Source organism: Methanobrevibacter boviskoreani JH1 (assembly GCF_000320505.1).
GTDB lineage: Archaea > Methanobacteriota > Methanobacteria > Methanobacteriales > Methanobacteriaceae > Methanarmilla > Methanarmilla boviskoreani.
This window is the reverse complement of the sequence record NZ_BAGX02000032.1, coordinates 48,529-69,322: the sequence shown is the minus strand read 5'-3', so window position 1 is coordinate 69,322 and position 20,794 is coordinate 48,529. Positions and strand designations below refer to the sequence as shown.

Sequence of the window (20,794 nt, the reverse complement as noted above, 5' to 3'; positions counted from 1 at the left end):
TCATATTTACCATTTAAGCTATTTTTAAAAAAACTTTTTAAAGTGAAAAATATTTACTATTAAATGGTTATGAAAAAATTAAAAAACTAATAGAAATAAATTAAATATTAACTTTAGAATATTTTATTTGATTTTCAAATATTCAATTTATATTTAAAAAAAATATTGAGAGTTTAAAATGAAAGAACCTGATTTAAAAATAAAACCAATTAAAAATGGTACAGTAATAGATCATATTACTGCAAATAAATCACTATATGTATTAAACATTTTAGGTCTTCCAAGTGAAGAAGCAAAAGATTTAACTGTTGCAATGAATGTTTCATCCCATGAAATGGGAAGAAAAGACATTTTAAAAATTGAAAATCGTGAATTAAATACTCATGAAGTAGATCAAATTGCACTTATTGCACCTGATGCAACAATTAATATTGTAAGAGATTATGGAATTGTTCAAAAGGAAAAAGTTCAACTAAATAAAGAATTAACTGGTATAATCAAATGTACTAATCCGAAATGTATATCCAATGAACAATTTGAACCAATTCAATCAAAATTTACAGTAATTAATAAATCCCCTGCAGAATTAAGATGTAAATACTGTGAGAGAATAATTAAATCAAAGGATATTGATCTTCAATTCCAAAACTAAACTTTTTTTTAAACACTTTTTTATTATTATATTTTTAATTTTTTCAAAAATAAGATAAAACTATTTTATTAATACCTAATTACCTTTTAAATTAATTTTAATTATTTAATATTGAGGGTATACAATGACATATACAATCAAAGTCAATGACGTTATAATTACTGTGGAAAAAAAGAAAATTAAAAATATGTATCTACGTGTAGTTCCACCGAAAGGACAAGTTAAAATATCTGCCCCTCACTCCATATCACGTGAGAAAATTATCCAATTTGCCGAATCTAAAATAGATTGGATTAAAGAAAAACAGAAACAAACAATTATTAATTCTGAAAAATCCAAAAAACAGGAATTAAAATACATAGATGGTGAAAAACATTACCTTTGGGGAAAAACCTACACACTAAAAATAATTAAAAGGACTAGTAAAAATAAAGAGGTCTTTATTGAAGATGATAACATATATTTACCTATAAATAGTGAAAACAATAGTTTTGAAAAACGTGAAAAGGCAATGAACGAATTCTATAGAAAAGAGATTAAAAATAAAATTCCGGAAGTTCTAGAAAAATGTGTTAATGTTGTAGGTAAAAGACCTAACGAGTGGAGAGTTAAAAACATGAAGACCCGCTGGGGAACATGCAATACACGGGACAAACGTATCTGGTTAAATCTCCAACTTGCTAAAAAACCTATGGACTGTTTGGAATATGTCACTATCCATGAATTAACACATTTATACGTACCAAACCATGGAAAGGAATTTAAGGAGTATATGGATATATTCTGTCCCAATTGGAAAGAGCTTAAAAAGAAATTGAATAATAAAAATTAAATCTTAATATGATATAACTTTTCTAATTCCTCAATTTCCGTTTCTATTGCAGAACGTGGCCTTGAATTATTTTTATCCCCATCTTCCTTATCATTATCACTGTTTTTATTGTTTTTATTATTCTCTTTTGTATTGTTTGAATCTTTACCTTTTCTGTTCTTATCTTTATTATTTACTTTACTGTTTGAGTTTTTACTGCTTTTATAATTCCTATTACTGTTTCCATCCTCTTTTGTATTGTCTGAATTTTTATTTTTAGTGTCTTCCCCATCAATACTGTCTTTATTATCATCCACATTACTAGACTTATTACCTTTTGATTTTATATTCTCTTTAGATTTATTTTCACCTTTATCTTTAGCCTTCTTTGATTTATTTTTCCTAGTGGATTTTTTTCCCCTATTCGTTTTTGGATTTTCCATACTGTTTTCTTGAATTATCTCACTTTTTATCTCCTGCTTAAGTGCATTTATAAGTTCATCATTTACAAGAGGATTATTCTCTAATGTATTATTTTCTACAATGCTTTGATCTTTATGACTCTCATCATAGCTATCCATTAATTTGACAATGACATCACTATAAGAATCGTTCATATTCCCGTAGTTTAATAATCTTTTTTTAACCTCAACAGGTAATGAAATTGTAGTTCTTTCCATATACCCACCTTCACCATAATAATTAAAATATATTTTATATTATAAAATATATAAATCTTATATAATGAATATATTGAATATTGTGAATACATATAGTATTTAAATTGTTAATTTAATAAAAAGATAAAAAATATAATATATTTCATTAAAACAATAATTTATAGATGAATATTAAATCTATAACCATAATTTAATAATTGAAATAAAAAACAAATGAAAACGAATAAAATAAATAAATTAGATAAATAAAAAAATAGATTATTGAATCTAATAAATAGAATTATAACTTGATATCTAAAATAAAAAATAAAGTAAAATAGATAAAATAAATAAAAAAAGGGATTCCAGATTCAAGAAATATAATTATAGAAAATTATAGAATAATCCCAAATTACAATTTTAAAAACAGAACTTGTATAAAATGATTATGTATAGATGCACTAAAAGTTTAAAATAATATAGTTACATCATGTTAAAATATTAAAAAATGTCCATCATTAAATTATAATTTATCCATAGAACATTAAGATAAAAGAAGATGAATTCAATATAAAGACAATGAAAATTTATCCAAAATTAGAATCTAATCATTAAAATGATAAAAAGAATTGAAAAAATAAATGAAAGAATTAATTTAAATTTTCAATTAAATATTTTGAGAGTCTTAATGATAAAGCTAAGATAGCCACAATCGGTGGACAACCTGGAGCTTTAGGAAATACGGATCCATCACAAACATAAAGACCATCAACATCAGTTTCAAGATTTGAATCAACAATTTCACCTACTGGAGTTGTACCTCCTGGATGGGCACTTCTAAATACAGTAGATACAAAAACAGATTCTGCACCTGCATTTTGTAAAATAGCACCAGCAGTTGCAGCACCTTCTGCAAGATATTGGACATCACGAATAGAGTTATATTTTACAACTTCGTCCTCACTAACATATCCAAGACCTTCATCACCAATTTTAACCATAATACTTAAAATATCTTCAGGTTTTAAATCCTTATCATTTACTCTTGAATCAAGATACTTAGATGAGTAATGTGGAGCTAAAATAAAGTGTTCACCTTCAACAAGTGCATTCATGGAAACCTCAGTATTAAATCCAATATCACGAACAACAGCTCCAACGGTTACAAATGGATCAGTTATAAAATGTTTACCTGCAGGAATGCCTAATTTTAAAAGTAAACGTGCATCGGTTACAGCACCTGCACATAGTATAATTAAATCATCCTCCAAGGTCTCTTTAGAACCGTCATCCTTAGTAATTACAATGGATTTAACCTTTCCGCCTTCAACGACAATATCGGTTACAGGTGAATTGGTTAATAGTTTTGCACCATTATCGACTGCTTCCTTAACAAAATCTACAGCAGTCCATTTAGCATTATTGGGACATCCATATGCACATCTACCACATTGTATACATTTCTTTTCATCAATAAATTTAGGCATTTTAACTGGATTCAATCCTAATTCCTCTGCAGAATCCATAAACAGTTTAGTTCCACGACCCATGTGGGAATCATCCAATTCATGAATGTTAAGTTTTTCCACAACCTCATCCAATTCCTTAGATATATCTATACCATATTCTTTAAATATATCCTCTGAGGATTTCACCCCATTACCTGCGGAGACAATCGTATTTCCCCCAACACAAGTAGTCTGAAGTAGGTCAACACCGTCAATAGCTTTATTATAGTAATTAAATGCATCCTTACTATCAACTAATGGACCTTTCTCCACTATTGTTACAGGTATATTTGCTTTTGCAAGTTCAGCTGATAAAAGTCCTCCTCCAGCACCTGAACCAACAACTATTACCATATTATCACTCCATATGAGATTGATTATTTTATTATCTATTATACATTTAAGTTTTAAGGTATATATTACTTAAATATATAACTATTGTTATAAATCTTTAGATATATAAATCTATTTAATTAGATAAAAAAGTTAAAAAAATAATTACAAGGAAAATTTTAGAAATGAAGATTTGAGAAATATTAAATAATTAAATTATTCTGCATTTAATTGATTTAATATAGAGATTTGAGCATTTCTAATATTTTGTTTTTGGGTTGAACCATTATTAACTAAAGCAGTTGAACCATTGTCAAAGGTAACAATTTGGAAACCATCAGCAGGAGTTAGATATACATCTCTCCATAATTTATCCTTTCCACTTACTCCATCAAAATCTGCATCACAACCACCTTTCGCCATATCACAGGTGATTTCACCTTCAGGAACAGTGTTGGATCTTGAAGTATCTTTTGGGGTATCTGATAATGTACCAAATTTATGACAGAATGGACAATAATTTACCCAGGTTCTTGTATAACTTTTATAATCTAAACCGGTATCAACACTAGGTTTCATTGTTACAGTTATAGTGGTAACATTAGTAGCAGAACCATTTTCTGAAATGTTAGTGTTGTTTTCCACAGTAGTGTTATTAATAGTTAAATTATCAGTTTGATTTTCAAGAACCGACGATGAATTATCAGATCCATTAATCTCTGAACTGGAATCATTTACAGTAGCATAAACAGCTGCTGTACATACAACTCCTGATAAAACAATTAAAAAGATTGTGATTAACATAAATTTATCATTTTCCATAATATCTTACCCCATAAGAAAATTAAATAATCAAATCCTAAAAATGAATTGGCTTAAAATCCCTATTAATCATCATGAAATATTTTTTTACACATTTTCTATTAAAGCTTAAGATGATTTTTTAATAATATTTTCCGTCAAAAATTCCCCTTAATTATAAAATTATTTTTTAAAGTTTTTTAATAAAACTAGCCATAATTCATTATTAGAATTTATAGTTATAAGTTATAAGTTCTTAAAATTTCTATTAAATATCATTTCATTAAAAATAAAATTATCAATTATTATATTTAAAAGTTTTGAAAAATGAGGTAAAAATACGGTTAAAATGAGTTTAAAATAAAAAATAAAGAAAGGTTTAAGGGACTTTTATATCAAATAACAATAAATAACATGGTATTATTTTAGATAAAATTAGTTTTTAATCTATTAATAAAAAAAAGATTATTTAAGCACTAATTAAAATAAAATTTAGAAAAAAATATAAAACAAAAATCAAAATCAATGAAAAATAGATAGTTTAATCTATACTAAGTAAATTATAGGTTAATAAAGAAAGAATAATTATATATTAATTATTTAATCTAAAAAAGAATAAATCAATTGATATTTAAAAAAGAAAGACCATTTTATAAAAGTTAAAATCAATTTTAAATAAATTTAACCTAATTCCATCAAAATTGAATAAAAATATCTGAATTATTTTAAAAATAATAATTTATCAAGTATTAATAAAGAGTCTTAATAATAATTAGTTTTATAAATTAAATCTCATTAAAAAGATTAGTTTTAAATTTAAAAAGATTAGTTCTAATATAAACTAAAATCAATTTAAGACAAATCAGGCTTATTATCCAAAAATAAGCAAATCTAAATCCTTTTTAAAAAATTGAAAATAATTATAACTTATAACAATAAAAATAATGATATTCTCAAAAAAAACTGTAAAAAATTTATTACTTCGAGTGTAAATTTAAGTAATTTTTATAATATAAATTTTACTAAAAAAAAGGTCAAAAGAAAATCTATAAAAATTGAAATTATAATTATGGAATTTATAAAGTTTAAGCCAAGGATCAAGTATACTAAAATTGAAGTTAAAAATAAAATTTACCGAATCCTAGATCAATAAAATATAAAATTATTAAAACTAAACTTTAAAAAAATTACTAAATTTTAAATTTATAAAATATAAAATTATTAAAATCGAACTTTATAAGAAAGTTTACTAAATTTGAAATACTTAATATAAATAATCATATATAATATATTATATTATTATAATTTATTTTAAAAAAAATATTCAGGTTTTATTATGGAATATGATTTAGATCAATTAGAACAACTCATAACAAAAATCGAAAAAGAAGTAGATTATGTAGATATTAGAGCAGGTAGTGGAAACGGTACTAATATCGTTATGAAAGATAATAAAATTCAGGAAATTAATACTGGAATAACAAATGGAGCTAGAGTCAGGGTTCTAAAAAATGGTGCATGGGGATTTGCATTTACCAATGATTTATCAAAAATTGAAGAGGTATCCAAAACTGCAATTAAGATATCAAACAGTTTAAAGAGTGATGTGGAACTTGCCGATGCAGATGTAATTAATGATAAAATCAAAACTCCAAGGAAAATACCGGTATCATCAGTAAGCATTGATGAAAAGATTGAAACAATTAAGGATGCAAATAAAGCAGCAAGCCTCGATGATGTTATAAGTATCGGAATTAACTATTCAGACAGTGAAAGCCAGAATGTCTTTCTAAACAGTGAAGGAACCAATATTATAACAGATCAGACAAGAGTAGGCATGTGGTTAAACGTTATTGCAAGTAATGGGGAACTCATCCAAATAGGACATGACAGTGTTGGTGGCGCTAAAGGATATGAGGTTATAAAAGACACCGATATTGAATCATTTGGAAGAAATGTTGCTGAAACTGCAAAAAGATTGTTAAAAGCAGAAGCTGCTCCATCAGGACAATTTCCAATTGTTACAGACAATACATTAACTGGAGTTATGATTCATGAGGCATTAGGTCATGCAATTGAATCTGATTTAATACTTCAGGATGATTCAATCTTAAAAGATAAGATGAATCAGCAAATAGGATCTGATATTGTAAATATTTATGATGACCCTACAATGGATGCCTTTGGTCATTATGAATATGACACAGAGGGAGTTAAAACCTTTAAAAACCATGTAGTTGAGAATGGTAAATTGGTTTCCCTTTTATCCTCAAGGGAATCTGCAGGAAAATTAGGTATGAAATCATCAGGAAATGCGAGATCTGCCATATCAGACCAACCTATTGTAAGAATGAGTAACACTTATCTTGAACCTGGAGATATGAGTTTCGATGAACTTATAGAGGATATCAGAGACGGAATTTACCTTAAAGGTTCAAGAGGCGGACAAGTAGATACTGGTAAAGGAATATTCCAATTCAATGCAAGTGAGGCATTCAAAATTGAAAATGGTGAGCTAACCACACCATTACGTGATGTTTCATTAAGTGGTAATATACTTGAAACCCTTAAACATATTGACGGATTAGGTTCTGACTTTAAAACCAGTGTTGGATTCTGTGGTAAAGATGGACAAATAGCTCCTGTAGGTGATGGAGGACCACATACAAGAATTCAAAATGCCATTGTAGGTGGAAGTAACTAGATCAAACATCTGTTTTATGTGAAAAATATTATAGTTTGAATTTAAAATCTAAGACCAGATTAAATATCTGTTTTATGTGAAAAATATTATAGTTTGAATTTAAAATCTAAGACCAGATTAAATATCTGTTTTATGTGAAAAACATCATAATTTAAATTCAAACGATTAAATCAGATATCCATTTTTATAAATAAAGAAAAATAATTATATTAACTTTTAATATAATTATTATACTATTTTTTAAAAGAGAATAATTTTTTTAAGATTCTATTAAAAGAATAATACTTTTTTATATGTTATAATATTATAATTAAATAATAATTAAGTAAAAATTTTTTAATAATGAAAACATAATTTATTATAATAATTTTATAAACTGATTTTTAATTAATTATTTTAAAATTATTTAAGAAAAATATAAGTAATGATTATTAAATTCTTAATACATTAAAGTTCATTAAATACTTAAAATAAAATTTAGGTGATAAAATGGTATTAACTGAAGAAGATGGTCAATATCTTATTGATGTTGCAAGAGAGGCAATTGAGATATACTTAAATAATAGGATAAAAATTAAAGTTCCAGAAACCTGTCCAGAAAATTTATATGAAAATTTAGGAGTATTTGTAACTTTAAATAAAAACAGCAAACTCAGAGGATGTATTGGTTATCCTGAACCAGTTTTACCACTTATTGAAGCTACCATTAATTCTGCAATATCTGCTGCCGTTTCTGATTACAGATTCCCTATTGTAACTGAAGATGAACTTGAAAGTATTAAAATAGAATTAACAGTTTTAACAAAGCCACAACTTATTGATGTACCAAAAGAAAAATATTTAGATAATATTAATATTGGTGAAGATGGTTTAATTGTTGAACAAGGGTTTAACAGAGGTTTATTACTTCCACAAGTAGCTACAGAAAATAATATGGATGAGGATGAATTTCTATCACATACCTGTCTTAAGGCAGGACTTTCACCTAATGCTTGGAGAAGTGATGAGATAAAACTATATAAATTCCAGGGTCAAATATTTGATGAGGAATAGAATTCACATGCTTATTTTAGATTCTACCATTTTAATTTATTTTAATTATTTTTATGTGATAATATGATGATACCAACAATACCAACAGTTGAGGAACTGTTAGACAAAGGTTTTAGCAGAGGAAAAAAGGCAGCTGATATGAAAAGGTCTGAAAAAATACCTAAACGTATCAAAGGGAAAAGAATTGAGGAAGTAAGAGTAACCACTGCATGTCAAGTAATTGAAGCTAAACTTAAAATGATAATAGACAGAACTCCTGAAATTGAAGAGTTACCTGAGTTCTATCAGGACTATATAGATATTACCGTAGGTGTGGATGATTTAAAACAAGCACTTGGAGGTATAAATTGGGCATATGGTATTATATCCCAATTAGAAGATGAATATAGAAACAGGATTAGAAAATCAGCTCCTGAAAGAGCAAATACTTTACGTAAACAAGCTTATGGAAGAATATCATCTGTTGTAAAAAAGATTTCAAAAGATCTTGATTTTCTAGACTTTGCTAAAAATAGACTTAGAAATATGCCTACAGTTAACTTTGAGGCTACAACAGTTGTAATTGCAGGTTTTCCAAATGTAGGTAAATCAACATTACTTAGACAGTTAACAGATGCAGAACCTGAAGTTGCAAACTATCCATTTACAACCAAAGGTATTCAGATTGGTCATATTGAAAGACATTGGCAGGATATTCAGATTATTGATACTCCAGGTTTACTTGACAGACCTATTGGAGATATGAATGACATTGAATTAAATGCAATTGTAGCACTCGAGGATTTGGCAGATACCATTTTATTTATTTTCGATGCATCTGAAACCTGTGGTTATTATCTTGAAAATCAATATAATCTATTCTGTGAAATCCAGAATATTTTTGATATACCATTCATACCACTGTTTAATAAAATAGACCTTACAGAATATGATAAGAAAGGTGAAAACTACGAATATATTAATCAATTCATTGAAAAAACAGAAAACCCTTTAATCATATCTGCATATGAAGGTAATGGTATAGATGAAATACTTACAAAATTTGATAGTATTGAAAAAATTCCACGTAGTAAATATCCAGATGATGATGATTACTACTAATACTATCTTTTAACTTTTAAAAACGACTTTTTTTAACTTTTAAGCATCTTACTTAGATACATTAATATCAATATTATTTCATAATTCTCCTTAGAATATCTATTTTAAGTTTTGAAATACTTTATTAAATGATGATTAATTGAAAAATATTTCTTAATTTTTTAAAAAAATCTTTTAATATTAACTCTTTTTAATATAATAATCATTAATTGATTGAATAAACAATCTAAAAACAATTTAAAAAAAATTATCCTATTTATAAAAATAGAATAGATTAATCAAAATCTAAAAAAAGTATAAGTTTTCGAAAAAATTTATAAACAAGATAAATATATCTATAAATGTTATATAAATTTCCCTTTAAAAAATATAGGAGACAAAACTATGGACAGAAGTGATTTTTCCGACGGTAAAGAAAAAGCTCAAAAAGCTGCAGACGACTTTGTAATTAGTATTAAATCTGCAAGTAAAAGTTTAGAAGATATGATTAATGATTATAGGGATACATTACCAACCAAAATTAGTGTAGATTTACTTGAAGATGATGAGAATTATTACCTAAGAGCAGACATTCCTGGAGCTCCTAAAGACACAGTCAATATTGAAATTGAAGATCAAAGTGTCATAATCACTTGTGAATTTGAATCATTTAAGGATGAGATAAATAGCATTATTAATCCGCAAGTAGAGGAAACTGAAGAATCAGATTCCGAAAAAGATGAAAATGTAAAGCCAGAAAAAGAACTTAAATTTTTAGTTAAAGGCAGAACTGCTGGTTTTGCAAAAAGAATAGTCAAATTACCTGAAAGGGTAGCATCTAAAAAATCTACCGCTGAATATGATAATGGTACTGTAACTGTAACTATTCCTAAACGTAAACCAAAAACTTACAATGTAACTGTTGAATAATTAAATTAATTATTCAAATCTTTTTTTACTTTTTTATAAACACATTGAATATTTCAATAGTATTCAATTGATTTTTAAACCTACATTACTATTTTCAACCATTTTAAAAATTAAATGATTTTTATAATTTTTATATCATCTTAACCAATTAGCGTATTTTTATAAAATTAATAATTAAATAATTTTTTAATTTTAATTATCATTAATTTACTAAGCCTATTTTAAAAACCCGATAAATAAAAATAATCTTTTATAATAAAGTAATATCGATTAATCTTATTTTAAAAATCAATAAATAGAATAATCTTTTTAATAAAGCAATAAATCATAGTTAAAACCTAAAATCAGAAAAATAAAAAATTAAATAAAAATAGCTAAAACCTAAAATCAGAAAAACAAAAAATTAAATAAAAATTGTTAAAATAAGTAGAAGAAACAGTTAAATAAAAATAAAAATATTTAATCAGATCTAACCTTTCCAATATGTCTTGTACTACCTGGATCTTCACCATTGAAGTGAGCTAAATAATAGATAAACCATTCAAGTGGTACAATAAATGCAAATGGAGATAACAATTTATCAAAATCATCATCAACATAGTCAGATAGATTATACAAGATTATTTTCATCTCAAGATTCTTAGAATATCCAATAGCTTTTTTAGTAATTACATCTGATTCAAAATCAGAATCTAAAAATACAACTGGAACATCTTTCTCTGCTCTTTCTATAAGACCATGTCTAAATTCAGCAGCATAAACAGGACATGCATGTTTAATAGCTCCTTCCATAAACATTGTCATGGCTAGTTTATATGAAAGACCAAAGTTTGGACCGCTTCCTAGACAATAGAATAAATCCTCATCTTTATATTCCTCGGCCAAAGCTTTATTATCCTCTTCAGTTTCTTTAATAAGTCTTTCAATCAAATCAGGAATATCTAATAATTGGGATAATAGTTCATCTTTATTTTCATAATCTGAAGCTTTAAACAATATATAATACAATGCAGCCAATTGGGTAACATATGTTTTAGTTCCAAGAATAGCTGTTTCACGATTCCCTCTTGTAATAATAGAATAATCTGCCTCTTTAATCATTGAACTTCCAGGTTCATTTGAAATAGCTACAGTATCAATACCATATTCCTTTGCCCTTCTAAGTGATGATAGAGTATCACCAGTTTCCCCAGATTGTGAAGTTAAGATAACTATAGAATTCTCATCTTTAATCAATTTCTTATTATAATAAAATTCAAATCCTGTAAAAACTCGAACACTTAATGTTGAAACCATCTCTAAAGCATCTCTAACAGAATAACATGTTGAGATGGAACTTCCACAACCAACTAAATATATATTATCCTTCTCTAAAATTATTGATGAAACTTCATCCATTAAAGTTTTCTCTGAGTCAAAAGTTTTTCTTAAGGCTCCTGGTTGTTCCATTATTTCATCATACATTTTGTAAGCCATTATATCCCCAAAATTAATTATAAATAATAATAAATGAAAAAAATTTTAATAATTCGTAATATATTATAGGTAATAATCTCTAACCAATAATAAACATACTAAATATTTTTATAGATTATATTTAATTTGTCTTTAATAATATAAATAGTTTATAAAAATTACAAGATTAATTTATCTAATATTTAAATAGGAATTTATTTTATAAAAAAAGTTTTAAGATTTAGTTAAATAAATAAACCTCAATTCAAAATAAAAACCAAGTAAAAAAAAAGAAATTTAAATAAGGGATATTAAAATAGGAAGAGTTACTAAAGATATTAAAGTATCCAAAACAATGATACTTGATGTTAGCTCAGTGTCTAATTTAAATTCCATAACATATGAAATAGCCAACATTGCAGAAGGCATGGCAGATTCTACAAGAGCAATTGTACTATTAAAACCTGTTAATCCAAGTAGCTTTATGATAAAAAATGCTATAAATGGATATAAAAACAATTTTAATACGGTACCTGTTAATGTTAAACCTATCTTATCCCTTATATTATCAAATTTCATTGATAAACCTAATGACAAAATAATTAATGGTATTGTCATGTCTGCCAAGTACTTAATAACATTTGATAGGACAGGGCCTATTGAAACGTTATAAAATGAAAACACAACCCCTATAATTAAAGCCCATAAAACTGGAAACCTGATAATCCTTTCAATAGCTTTCCCATATGATCCGCCAAACTTAATTACAAACATTAAATAAACAACAACCATCATTAAAACATCAGTAATATTAAAAAAAATTGCCCTTAATAGACCGCTTGAACCAAAAACACCACTAATAACAGGAAAACCTACGAAACCAGTATTTCCCATAATAACAACAGATATTATTGCCCATTTCTGCTTGTCTGGTAAATCCATCAATGTTAAGATATAATATGAAATTATAAAACATATAAAAGCAGTGATAAAACCAACAATTGGAAATTTACCCAGTACTGGTAAAAGAGACATATTCTCAGAATACAATGAATTAAAAACAAGACATGGCATTGCTAAATTAACAACCACCTTATTAATGGTAACGCCTTCACTTTCACTTATAAAATCAGAGCGCTTAGCTATAAATCCTATTAATAATATTACAAAAATTGTTAAAAAGGTTGAAATTATATCCATTAAAAGCCTCATTATAAAAATAAAAACGATTCAAGTTTTAAAATAATCATATATACTTATTGAATAAACATATAAAGAATAAATGATAATCTCCATTAAAAAATAAACACCTTCAATCCTTAAAAGAATTTGAAAGATAAGGTTAATATCCTTAATATTATACTATATAAAAACTATAATTTAAAGGTAGCATTACTTTAAATATCAAATTTTTTAAAAGGGAATTACTTTCCAAAGTATTTTTAAAATGTATTATTTAAATTATAAATAATAATTGTTAAAGTTCCGGATTAAATAAAAAAGATTAAAACTTTTAAGAATTAAATATTTAATATAAATTTAAAAAAATACTGTGAATAATATGACTGTTAACATTAAAAGAGTTGGAATGGAAAAGGGAAGCCAATATGAAACGATAATAACAACCATATCCCCAGATGGCAAGAAGAATGCAGCACCAATAGGTACAATTGCATATAGTGAAAAGGAGGTTATGTGCAGAATATTCAAAACAAGCCATACAGCCCAAAATATTTCAAATCAGAAGGAGTTTATTGTAAATATTACAAGCAATCCGGTGATTTTCACTTTAGCCACCATAGGTAATCTTCCAAAGGAGTATTTTACAGATGATCAAGTTCCGATATTGAAGGACTGTGATGCATATCTTAAATGTAAGGTTAAAACATTAAAAGAAGCACGTAAAAAGAATGATCCTGTTAATTCTGATTCCATGTCATTAGTTATTAAAGCAGAGGTTTATGATATTGTTCTAAATAAGAAATGTCCCAAAATTGCAAATCGCGGATTTTATATGTTAATTGAATCCCTTGTAAACTACACACGTATCGACATAGTTAATGACAATATGAAAGAATATTATCTAGAAAGATTCCGTGAAGATGAAAGGGTTATAAAAAAGGTAGGTACTTCTGAAGATAAAAAGTCTATAGAGATACTTAAAAACCAGTTAAAAGATATGGGATATGATTTATAGCATATTATAAAAAAACTCAAAAATTAAAAAATGACAGAATTTATAGTCTATAACAAAAAATAAAGTCTTTAAAAATCTAAAAAAAAATGAATAAAAAAAGAAGTAAGAAAATGAATATTATTTATATTATAGAAAATCAAAAAAGGGAAGAATGAATATAAAATTCCAATTAAATAAAAGTTATAAAATACAATATTAAGATTTTTTATGATGAACTTTAATCTTCAATTAGGTAACAATTTTTTTAAATTTTTTAATTTAATACATAAAATGTATAGGTTTTAGAGAAAATGTTATTTCAAAGGTATATATTATAGGACTATTTTGAGCATAGGGTTTTTTCCATGTGAACGGTTCCTAATTCATTAGGGACTTTTTGTGTGATTACATACTGATTTTTTAGCCAAAAAGGTAAAGCTCCACAACTATCTTTTTGTGTATGTAAATATATTTCCTTATACCCTTCTTCTAGGCAGAAGTTTTCTATTTTTTCAATCATTTTAGTTGCAATTTTACAACGACGATACTCGGGATCTACAAAAACACGGTAAATACTGGCGGTATTCTCATGTGTATAATGTTTGTTTCTTATATGATAATCTTTATCATATCCCCTTATGGCTGCTGTTGCAACTAGTCTATTTGTATCTCTATCTATTGTAATAAAAAATGTACTTTTTTTGGGATTTATATAATATTTATCCAAATCCATTATATCATAATGATACTCAGGTACATAATTCATTTGATATGAAATTTTTATCATTTTAAATAAAAAATCTTCCACATTATATTTCTCAATTAATTCATCATTTAATTCAAGAATATCCATATTCATTCTTAAACCTCTAATAATACAAATTGATTAAAAGTTATTACAACTTCTATTTTCTATTCTGTAAAAAGTAATATAAATACTTAACATTTGTATTACTTTTATTTTAATAAGGGGCTTTTTAGTAATAATATCTAAAATCAAAAGGAGTATTACTTTTTTAATTAAAAAAAGTTGAAAAGTAATAACTTTGAATAAAAAATCCATCAGATAATAATTTTTAAAAAAAAAAAATTCTAATTTTTAATATATTATTTAAAAAAAAGTAATACTGATTTAAATATAAAAATCTGGTTTTGTAATAATTTTCAGAAATTTTAAGGAAAATTAATACTTTTTAAATATATTTCATAGATTTTGTAATAATTTTAAAGATCAATAGAAAATAAATCAAAAATGTTTAAATAGAAAAAATAAGAAAATAAGATTGATATTAATAATTATAAATAAAGTAATACTTTTACAATATATCAAAAGATAAGAGTAATACTAAATTTTTAATATCCCGTAAAAGGAGGAAAAAAATGGATAAAAAAATTAAGATAGGCATAATAGCAATTATAATCATTGTAATAGCTATAATCGCTGCTTCTTCTTATCTTGGTAATTCCAGTGACAATAATGCAACACATATTGTTGTGACTGTACCTGGACATGCTGGTGAGCCTGAAGCAGGATTCAACCCATTGACTGGTTGGGGATGTGGACATTTAGATTTCAATCCCCTAATACAAAGTACCTTATTTAAAACTGGTTCAGACGGTAATTTTACTGGAGATTTAGCAACCGATTATAAAATAAGTTCTGATGAATTGATTTGGACAGTGAATATTAGAGATAATGTGAAATTCTCAGATAATACTAGTCTAACTGCAAAAGATGTGGCATTTACATTCAACGAAGCAAGATCTAGTAATTCACAATTAGATATGTCCAATTTAGATCATGCAACCGCTTTAAATGATACAAGTGTAGAATTTAAATTGAAAAAACCACAATCTTCTTTTATCTATGATCTTAGATATGTAGGTATTGTAAAAGCAGACGGTTATAATAATGAAACCTATGGTTCAAACCCAATTGGTTCAGGACCATATAAATTAAAACAATGGGATAAAGGCCAACAAGCAATATTTGTAGTAAACGACAATTATTATGGTAAAAAACCATACTTTACACAAGTGACCATGCTATTCCCTGAGGAGAATACGGCATTTGAACTTGTTAAATCTGGAAAAGCTGATGTCGTACAGGCACCATTCTCAAGCTTGAATCAAAGTGTAGACGGATACAATCTTGTAGATTATTCCAGTCCTAGAGCACAAGGTATTGCATTACCATACCTCAATGACACTGGTTTAAAAACCGAAGGAGGTAATCAGGTAGGTAATAATGTAACTGGAGATCCTGCAATTAGAAAAGCATTAAATGTAGGCATTAACCGTGAAGAAATTGTTAAATCAGTATACAAAGGTCATGCAAAAGTAGAATATACTGGTGTAGATTCACAGAAATATGGAAACCCTATTGGAAAGATACAGGACAATAATCCAGAAGAAGCTAAAAAGATTCTTGAAGATGCTGGATGGAAAGATAGTAATGGGGATGGCATTAGAGAGAAAAACGGAGTAAATGCAAGTTTCAAAGTTTACTACTCATCTAAGGATCAATCAAGACAAGCTTTAGCAACTGTTATTGCAGAACAGGCAAAAGATTTAGGAATCAACATTGAATTAACTGGTGCTGATTGGGATACAATATATAAAAATATGTACAGCCAAGGTTCAGTAATGCAACAATCATCCGACAACCCATATAAAACAGAATATCAACAATTCCATAGTAAAACAAACTTTAGTGAAGATGATTATATGAACCCTGGTGCTTATAACAATTCAGAGGTAGATAAATACTTAGAGGATGCATTAAGTCAAAACCCTGATCAAGCAAACAGTTACTGGTCAAAAGCTGCCTACATTAATAATAATAGTGGATTTGCTCCAAATGCAGATGCTCCATGGTTATGGGTAGCAGACTATGATTATTGTTATTTTGTTAAAAATACTGTAGATATGGGTACAGCACCTACTATGGGTCAAGATTATATGGCGAATATTGTTGATTGGAAACGTAAATAATTAAATTAATTTAATTAACTTCAATAATTGATAGTTAAATTAAAAATTTAATTATTTCTTCTTTTTTTTTAAAATTTTATAAATTTTTTCATAATTAGGAGGATAAATATTGAATAAACGAACTATAAAATTTATTCGAAATAAAACCATCCATTTTATTGTATTGATGATTGCAGTAGCAATATTTAGTTTTATATTATTAGATTTATCTCCTATAGACCCCGTTAATGCATATTTACAAAATGTTCCAGTTAGTAGCACTCAAAGAGCCGCATTAGAAAGTTATTGGGGCGTAGGACAGCCAATGTATGTTAAAGTTTGGAATTGGTTAATAAACTTATTGCAGGGAAATTTAGGAACTTCTTTAATTTATCGTATACCTGTTATTGATGTAATCCTTGAGAAATTCCAGGCATCTATTGTATTAATGTTTTTATCATGGCTTATTAGCGGTATATTCGGATTCCTACTTGGAGTAATTGCAGGTAAAAACAAGGATACATGGATAGATAAAATCATTAAAGTATATTGTTACATTTTACAGTCTGCACCATCATTTTGGATAGGTTTAGTGATTTTAATCATATTTGGTGTAGAATTAGGATGGTTCCCAATTGGACTTGGAACACCAATAGGAACCTTAAGTAATGATGTGAGTATTTGGGATTGGATATCAAGTTTAATATTACCAACATTAACATTAAGTCTTGTTGGAGTTGCATCCATAGCACTATACACAAGAAATGAATTGGTGAATGTTCTTTCATCAGACTATATTCTTTTTGCAAAAGCAAGAGGAGAATCCGGATGGAAACTTATTGAAAGACAGGCATTAAGAAATATCTTACTTCCTGCATTAACATTACAATTCTTATCATTTAGTGAACTGTTTGGTGGAGCAGTTCTTGTAGAGCAAGTATTTTCCTATCCTGGAATCGGACAGACTGCAGTAGCGGCAGGACTTCAAAGTGATGTACCATTACTATTAGGTATAGTTTTAATTAGTGCAATATTTGTATTTGTAGGTAACTTAATTGCAGACATATTATATTACTTTGTTGATCCAAGAATTAAGGAGAATGATTACATTGAGAAGGAATAAAAATCAAAATGGACCATGGGTACTTTATCATGCAAACCTCAGAACTAAAACCCTTGTAATAATAATCATTGCTTCATTAATTCTAATTAGTGTATTTTTAAGCAATTTCCTAATTGACCCCAATAGTTTAACAACAGATTTTGCAAATATTAACCAAGCACCATCTTTCGAACATATATTCGGAACAGATTGGATGGGCAGAGATATGTTTACACGTACATTACTTGGATTAGGTCTAAGTATTGGAGTAGGAGCTTTTGCTGCATTAATAAGTACTGTTGTAGCAATTATATTAGGCATTTTATCCAGTGTCAATAAAGTTGCAGATGAGTTTGTAGCTGCAGTAATTGATTTATTCGGTTCAATTCCACATATTTTACTAATCATACTAATTTCAATTAGTTGTGGAGGAGGTTACTACGGTGTAATCATGGGTGTAGGTCTAACTCATTGGACCCCACTTGCAAGAGTATTAAGGGCAGAAATTAAACAGATAAAAACAATGGATTATATTAAATTGTCTGAGGAATTTGGAAAATCCAAATTATGGATTGCTAAAGAACATATTTTCCCTCTAATAATATCCCAGATTATTGTTGGAGTAATATTGATGTTCCCACATGCTATTATGCATGAGGCAAGTATTTCATTTTTAGGATTTGGACTACCACCACACCAACCTGCAATTGGTATTATCCTTGCAGAATCAATGAACTATTTAAGTACAGGAGCTTGGTGGTTAGCATTCTATCCAGGATTATCATTATTAATATTAGTATTATTATTTGATCTTATTGGTGAGAATGTGAACAAATTATTAAATCCCCAAAGTGCACAGACATAAGGAGATTGAATATGGAAAAATTATTAGAAGTAAGACATCTTTCAATATCATTTAACCAATATTTTAAAGGTTTAGAACAGAGAAAACTAAAGGTTTTATCTGACTTAAGTTTAGATATTTATGAAAATGAGATTTTAGCTGTTCTTGGAGCCAGCGGTTCTGGAAAAAGTTTACTTGCACATGCAATCCTTGGAATATTGCCTCCTAATGCCAATGTTAAAGGAGAGATGAAATATAAAGGTGAAAGCTTAACGCCCCAATTACAGGAGACAGTTAGAGGAAAGAGCCTATGTCTAATTCCACAATCAGTTAACTATCTAAATCCTTTGATGAGAGTTAAAGACCAAGCAGTTGGAAATATTGAAGATGAAAGTAAGAAAAAGGCCATTTATGAAAAACAGAGAAAAATCTTTGAAAATTATGGCTTAAAACCAGAAGTAGACGAGATGTATCCATTCCAACTTTCAGGAGGAATGGCAAGAAAAGTTCTCATATCCACTGCATTACTTAACAATCCAGACACCATAATTGCAGATGAACCAACACCAGGTCTTGATGAAAAATCTGTCAATGAAACCATTAATAACTTGATTGACTTAAAGGACAAGGGAACAGGTATTCTACTAATTACACATGACATTAATACTGCAATAAAAACTAGTGATAGAATAGCTATCATTTATCTCGGATATGTAATTGAGATAACCAGAACAGAGAACTTCAAAAACAATGGTGAAAACCTTATGCATCCCTATACCAAAGCATTATTTGACGCTTTACCTGAAACCAATTTCAAACTAACCAAAGGACATCAGCCATCATATATGCATATTCCGAAAGGATGCCCATATCAGGAAAATTGCAGTTTGAAAACTGAGGAATGTGTAAATGAAGTTCCAAAATTAAGGGAACTTAATGGTAATATGATAAGATGTAATCATCCACTAACAGGAGAGGAATAAAATGAATATCCTTAAAGCCGAAAATATCTCATTCGGATATATTGAAAAAAGACCAATTTTAAAAGGCCTTGATTTTGAAATGAATAATAGTGAGGTAGTAGGATTATTTGGTGATAGTGGTTCTGGAAAATCAACATTCTGCAAGATTTTAACAAGATTCATTCAGGATTATTCCGGCAAGATTACAATTAATAATAATGAAATTGAAAGTGGATTTAATCCAGTTCAACTTATTTTCCAACATCCCGAGAAGGTTATGAATCCCAAATGGAAAATGAATAAAATTATTAGGGAATCCTGGAATCCGACAGATGACATCTTAGATGAATTTGGTATTAAAAAAGATTGGTTTGACAGATATCCTTCAGAACTATCTGGTGGAGAGCAACAAAGATTTAGCATACTTAGGGCATTAAATCCAAAAACACAATTTGTTATTGCAGATGAAATAACAACAATGTTAGATGCAGTAACACAAGTACAAATCTGGGAAAGCCTACTTAAAATAGCAAAAGAAAAACAGGTTGGAGTTCTAGTGGTAAGTCACGATTATAACTTACTTAATAGAATTACAGATAGAATTGTATATTTAGATAATATTAACAATATATAATTCTATTATACCTCTCTTTTTAAAATAATAGAATCAAAAATTTTGATTTTAATTAGTAAAAACTAATTCTACCTCAAATCATATAAAACTAATTAAAAAAAACAAAAATTAATAAAT

General features: G+C 27.3%; 18 protein-coding genes. 12 read left to right on the top strand and 6 right to left on the bottom strand.

Features of this window, described 5'->3' with window-relative positions:
* The first annotated feature begins 178 nt into the window (after positions 1–178).
* Both pyrI and ON24_RS08165 read left to right on the top strand, forming a co-directional pair.
* A complete protein-coding gene (gene pyrI, locus ON24_RS08170) occupies positions 179–652 on the top strand; it encodes an aspartate carbamoyltransferase regulatory subunit (protein ID WP_040682599.1) in 474 nt (157 codons plus the stop codon).
* A 124-nt stretch (positions 653–776) separates the two neighbouring features.
* The gene (locus ON24_RS08165) at positions 777–1,484 is read left to right on the top strand and encodes a M48 family metallopeptidase (RefSeq protein ID WP_040682598.1); all 708 of its coding nucleotides are present in this window, start codon (positions 777–779) and stop codon (positions 1,482–1,484) included.
* Here the strand turns inward: ON24_RS08165 and ON24_RS08160 are convergent.
* The 3 genes from ON24_RS08160 to ON24_RS08150 all read right to left on the bottom strand — a co-directional run bounded on the left by ON24_RS08160 (position 1,481) and on the right by ON24_RS08150 (position 4,785).
* Positions 1,481–2,143, bottom strand: a complete 663-nt coding sequence (locus tag ON24_RS08160) for a hypothetical protein (RefSeq protein ID WP_040682597.1) — start codon at positions 2,141–2,143, stop codon at positions 1,481–1,483. The genes ON24_RS08165 and ON24_RS08160 overlap by 4 nt on opposite strands.
* A gap of 629 nt (positions 2,144–2,772) precedes the next feature.
* Entirely contained in the window at positions 2,773–3,984 is a 1,212-nt protein-coding gene (locus ON24_RS08155) for an FAD-dependent oxidoreductase (RefSeq protein ID WP_016358096.1), read from the bottom strand.
* A gap of 195 nt (positions 3,985–4,179) precedes the next feature.
* The gene (locus tag ON24_RS08150) at positions 4,180–4,785 is read right to left on the bottom strand and encodes a hypothetical protein (RefSeq protein ID WP_040682596.1); all 606 of its coding nucleotides are present in this window, start codon (positions 4,783–4,785) and stop codon (positions 4,180–4,182) included.
* 1,315 nt (positions 4,786–6,100) lie between these two features.
* Here ON24_RS08150 and ON24_RS08145 point away from each other — a divergent pair.
* The 4 genes from ON24_RS08145 (at position 6,101) to ON24_RS08130 (ending at position 10,531) form a co-directional block, all read left to right on the top strand.
* Complete coding sequence (locus ON24_RS08145) at positions 6,101–7,468, top strand: TldD/PmbA family protein (RefSeq protein WP_040682595.1); 1,368 nt, start codon at positions 6,101–6,103, stop codon at positions 7,466–7,468.
* A gap of 489 nt (positions 7,469–7,957) precedes the next feature.
* Positions 7,958–8,521: a TIGR00296 family protein gene (locus ON24_RS08140; RefSeq protein ID WP_016358093.1), complete on the top strand. Its 564-nt coding sequence runs from the start codon at positions 7,958–7,960 to the stop codon at positions 8,519–8,521.
* 63 nt (positions 8,522–8,584) lie between these two features.
* Positions 8,585–9,622: an NOG1 family protein gene (locus ON24_RS08135; RefSeq protein ID WP_016358092.1), complete on the top strand. Its 1,038-nt coding sequence runs from the start codon at positions 8,585–8,587 to the stop codon at positions 9,620–9,622.
* Between the two features lie 384 nt (positions 9,623–10,006).
* Complete coding sequence (locus tag ON24_RS08130; RefSeq protein ID WP_016358091.1) at positions 10,007–10,531, top strand: Hsp20/alpha crystallin family protein; 525 nt, start codon at positions 10,007–10,009, stop codon at positions 10,529–10,531.
* Positions 10,532–10,990: 459 nt separating this feature from the next.
* Here the strand turns inward: ON24_RS08130 and ON24_RS08125 are convergent, their stop codons facing one another.
* Entirely contained in the window at positions 10,991–12,007 is a 1,017-nt protein-coding gene (locus ON24_RS08125; RefSeq protein WP_040682594.1) for an SIS domain-containing protein, read from the bottom strand.
* A gap of 276 nt (positions 12,008–12,283) precedes the next feature.
* Complete coding sequence (locus ON24_RS08120; RefSeq protein WP_016358088.1) at positions 12,284–13,186, bottom strand: AEC family transporter; 903 nt, start codon at positions 13,184–13,186, stop codon at positions 12,284–12,286.
* Positions 13,187–13,547: 361 nt separating this feature from the next.
* Here ON24_RS08120 and ON24_RS08115 point away from each other — a divergent pair, with 361 nt between their 5' ends.
* Positions 13,548–14,183 carry a DUF447 domain-containing protein gene (locus ON24_RS08115; RefSeq protein ID WP_016358087.1) on the top strand — a complete coding sequence of 212 codons (636 nt, stop codon included), beginning with the start codon at positions 13,548–13,550 and terminating at the stop codon, positions 14,181–14,183.
* 319 nt (positions 14,184–14,502) lie between these two features.
* Here ON24_RS08115 and ON24_RS08110 read toward each other — a convergent pair whose 3' ends face one another.
* Positions 14,503–15,021 carry a GNAT family N-acetyltransferase gene (locus tag ON24_RS08110; protein WP_016358086.1) on the bottom strand — a complete coding sequence of 173 codons (519 nt, stop codon included), beginning with the start codon at positions 15,019–15,021 and terminating at the stop codon, positions 14,503–14,505.
* Positions 15,022–15,542: 521 nt separating this feature from the next.
* On the opposite strand from ON24_RS08110, the gene ON24_RS08105 reads away from it, so the two are divergent.
* The 5 genes from ON24_RS08105 (at position 15,543) to ON24_RS08085 (ending at position 20,677) form a co-directional block, all read left to right on the top strand.
* The gene (locus ON24_RS08105) at positions 15,543–17,156 is read left to right on the top strand and encodes an ABC transporter substrate-binding protein (RefSeq protein WP_040682593.1); all 1,614 of its coding nucleotides are present in this window, start codon (positions 15,543–15,545) and stop codon (positions 17,154–17,156) included.
* Between the two features lie 166 nt (positions 17,157–17,322).
* On the top strand, positions 17,323–18,258 hold the full coding sequence (locus ON24_RS08100; RefSeq protein ID WP_369751283.1) for an ABC transporter permease: 936 nt from the start codon (positions 17,323–17,325) through the stop codon (positions 18,256–18,258).
* Positions 18,245–19,102, top strand: a complete 858-nt coding sequence (locus ON24_RS08095) for an ABC transporter permease (protein WP_016358083.1) — start codon at positions 18,245–18,247, stop codon at positions 19,100–19,102. Before ON24_RS08100 ends, ON24_RS08095 begins: the two co-directional genes overlap by 14 nt.
* Positions 19,103–19,113: 11 nt before the next feature.
* Positions 19,114–20,064 (top strand): oligopeptide/dipeptide ABC transporter ATP-binding protein, encoded by a 951-nt coding sequence (locus ON24_RS08090; protein ID WP_016358082.1) that lies wholly within the window; start codon positions 19,114–19,116, stop codon positions 20,062–20,064.
* 1 nt (position 20,065) lies between these two features.
* Entirely contained in the window at positions 20,066–20,677 is a 612-nt protein-coding gene (locus ON24_RS08085) for an ABC transporter ATP-binding protein (RefSeq protein ID WP_040682590.1), read from the top strand.
* Positions 20,678–20,794 lie beyond the last annotated feature (117 nt).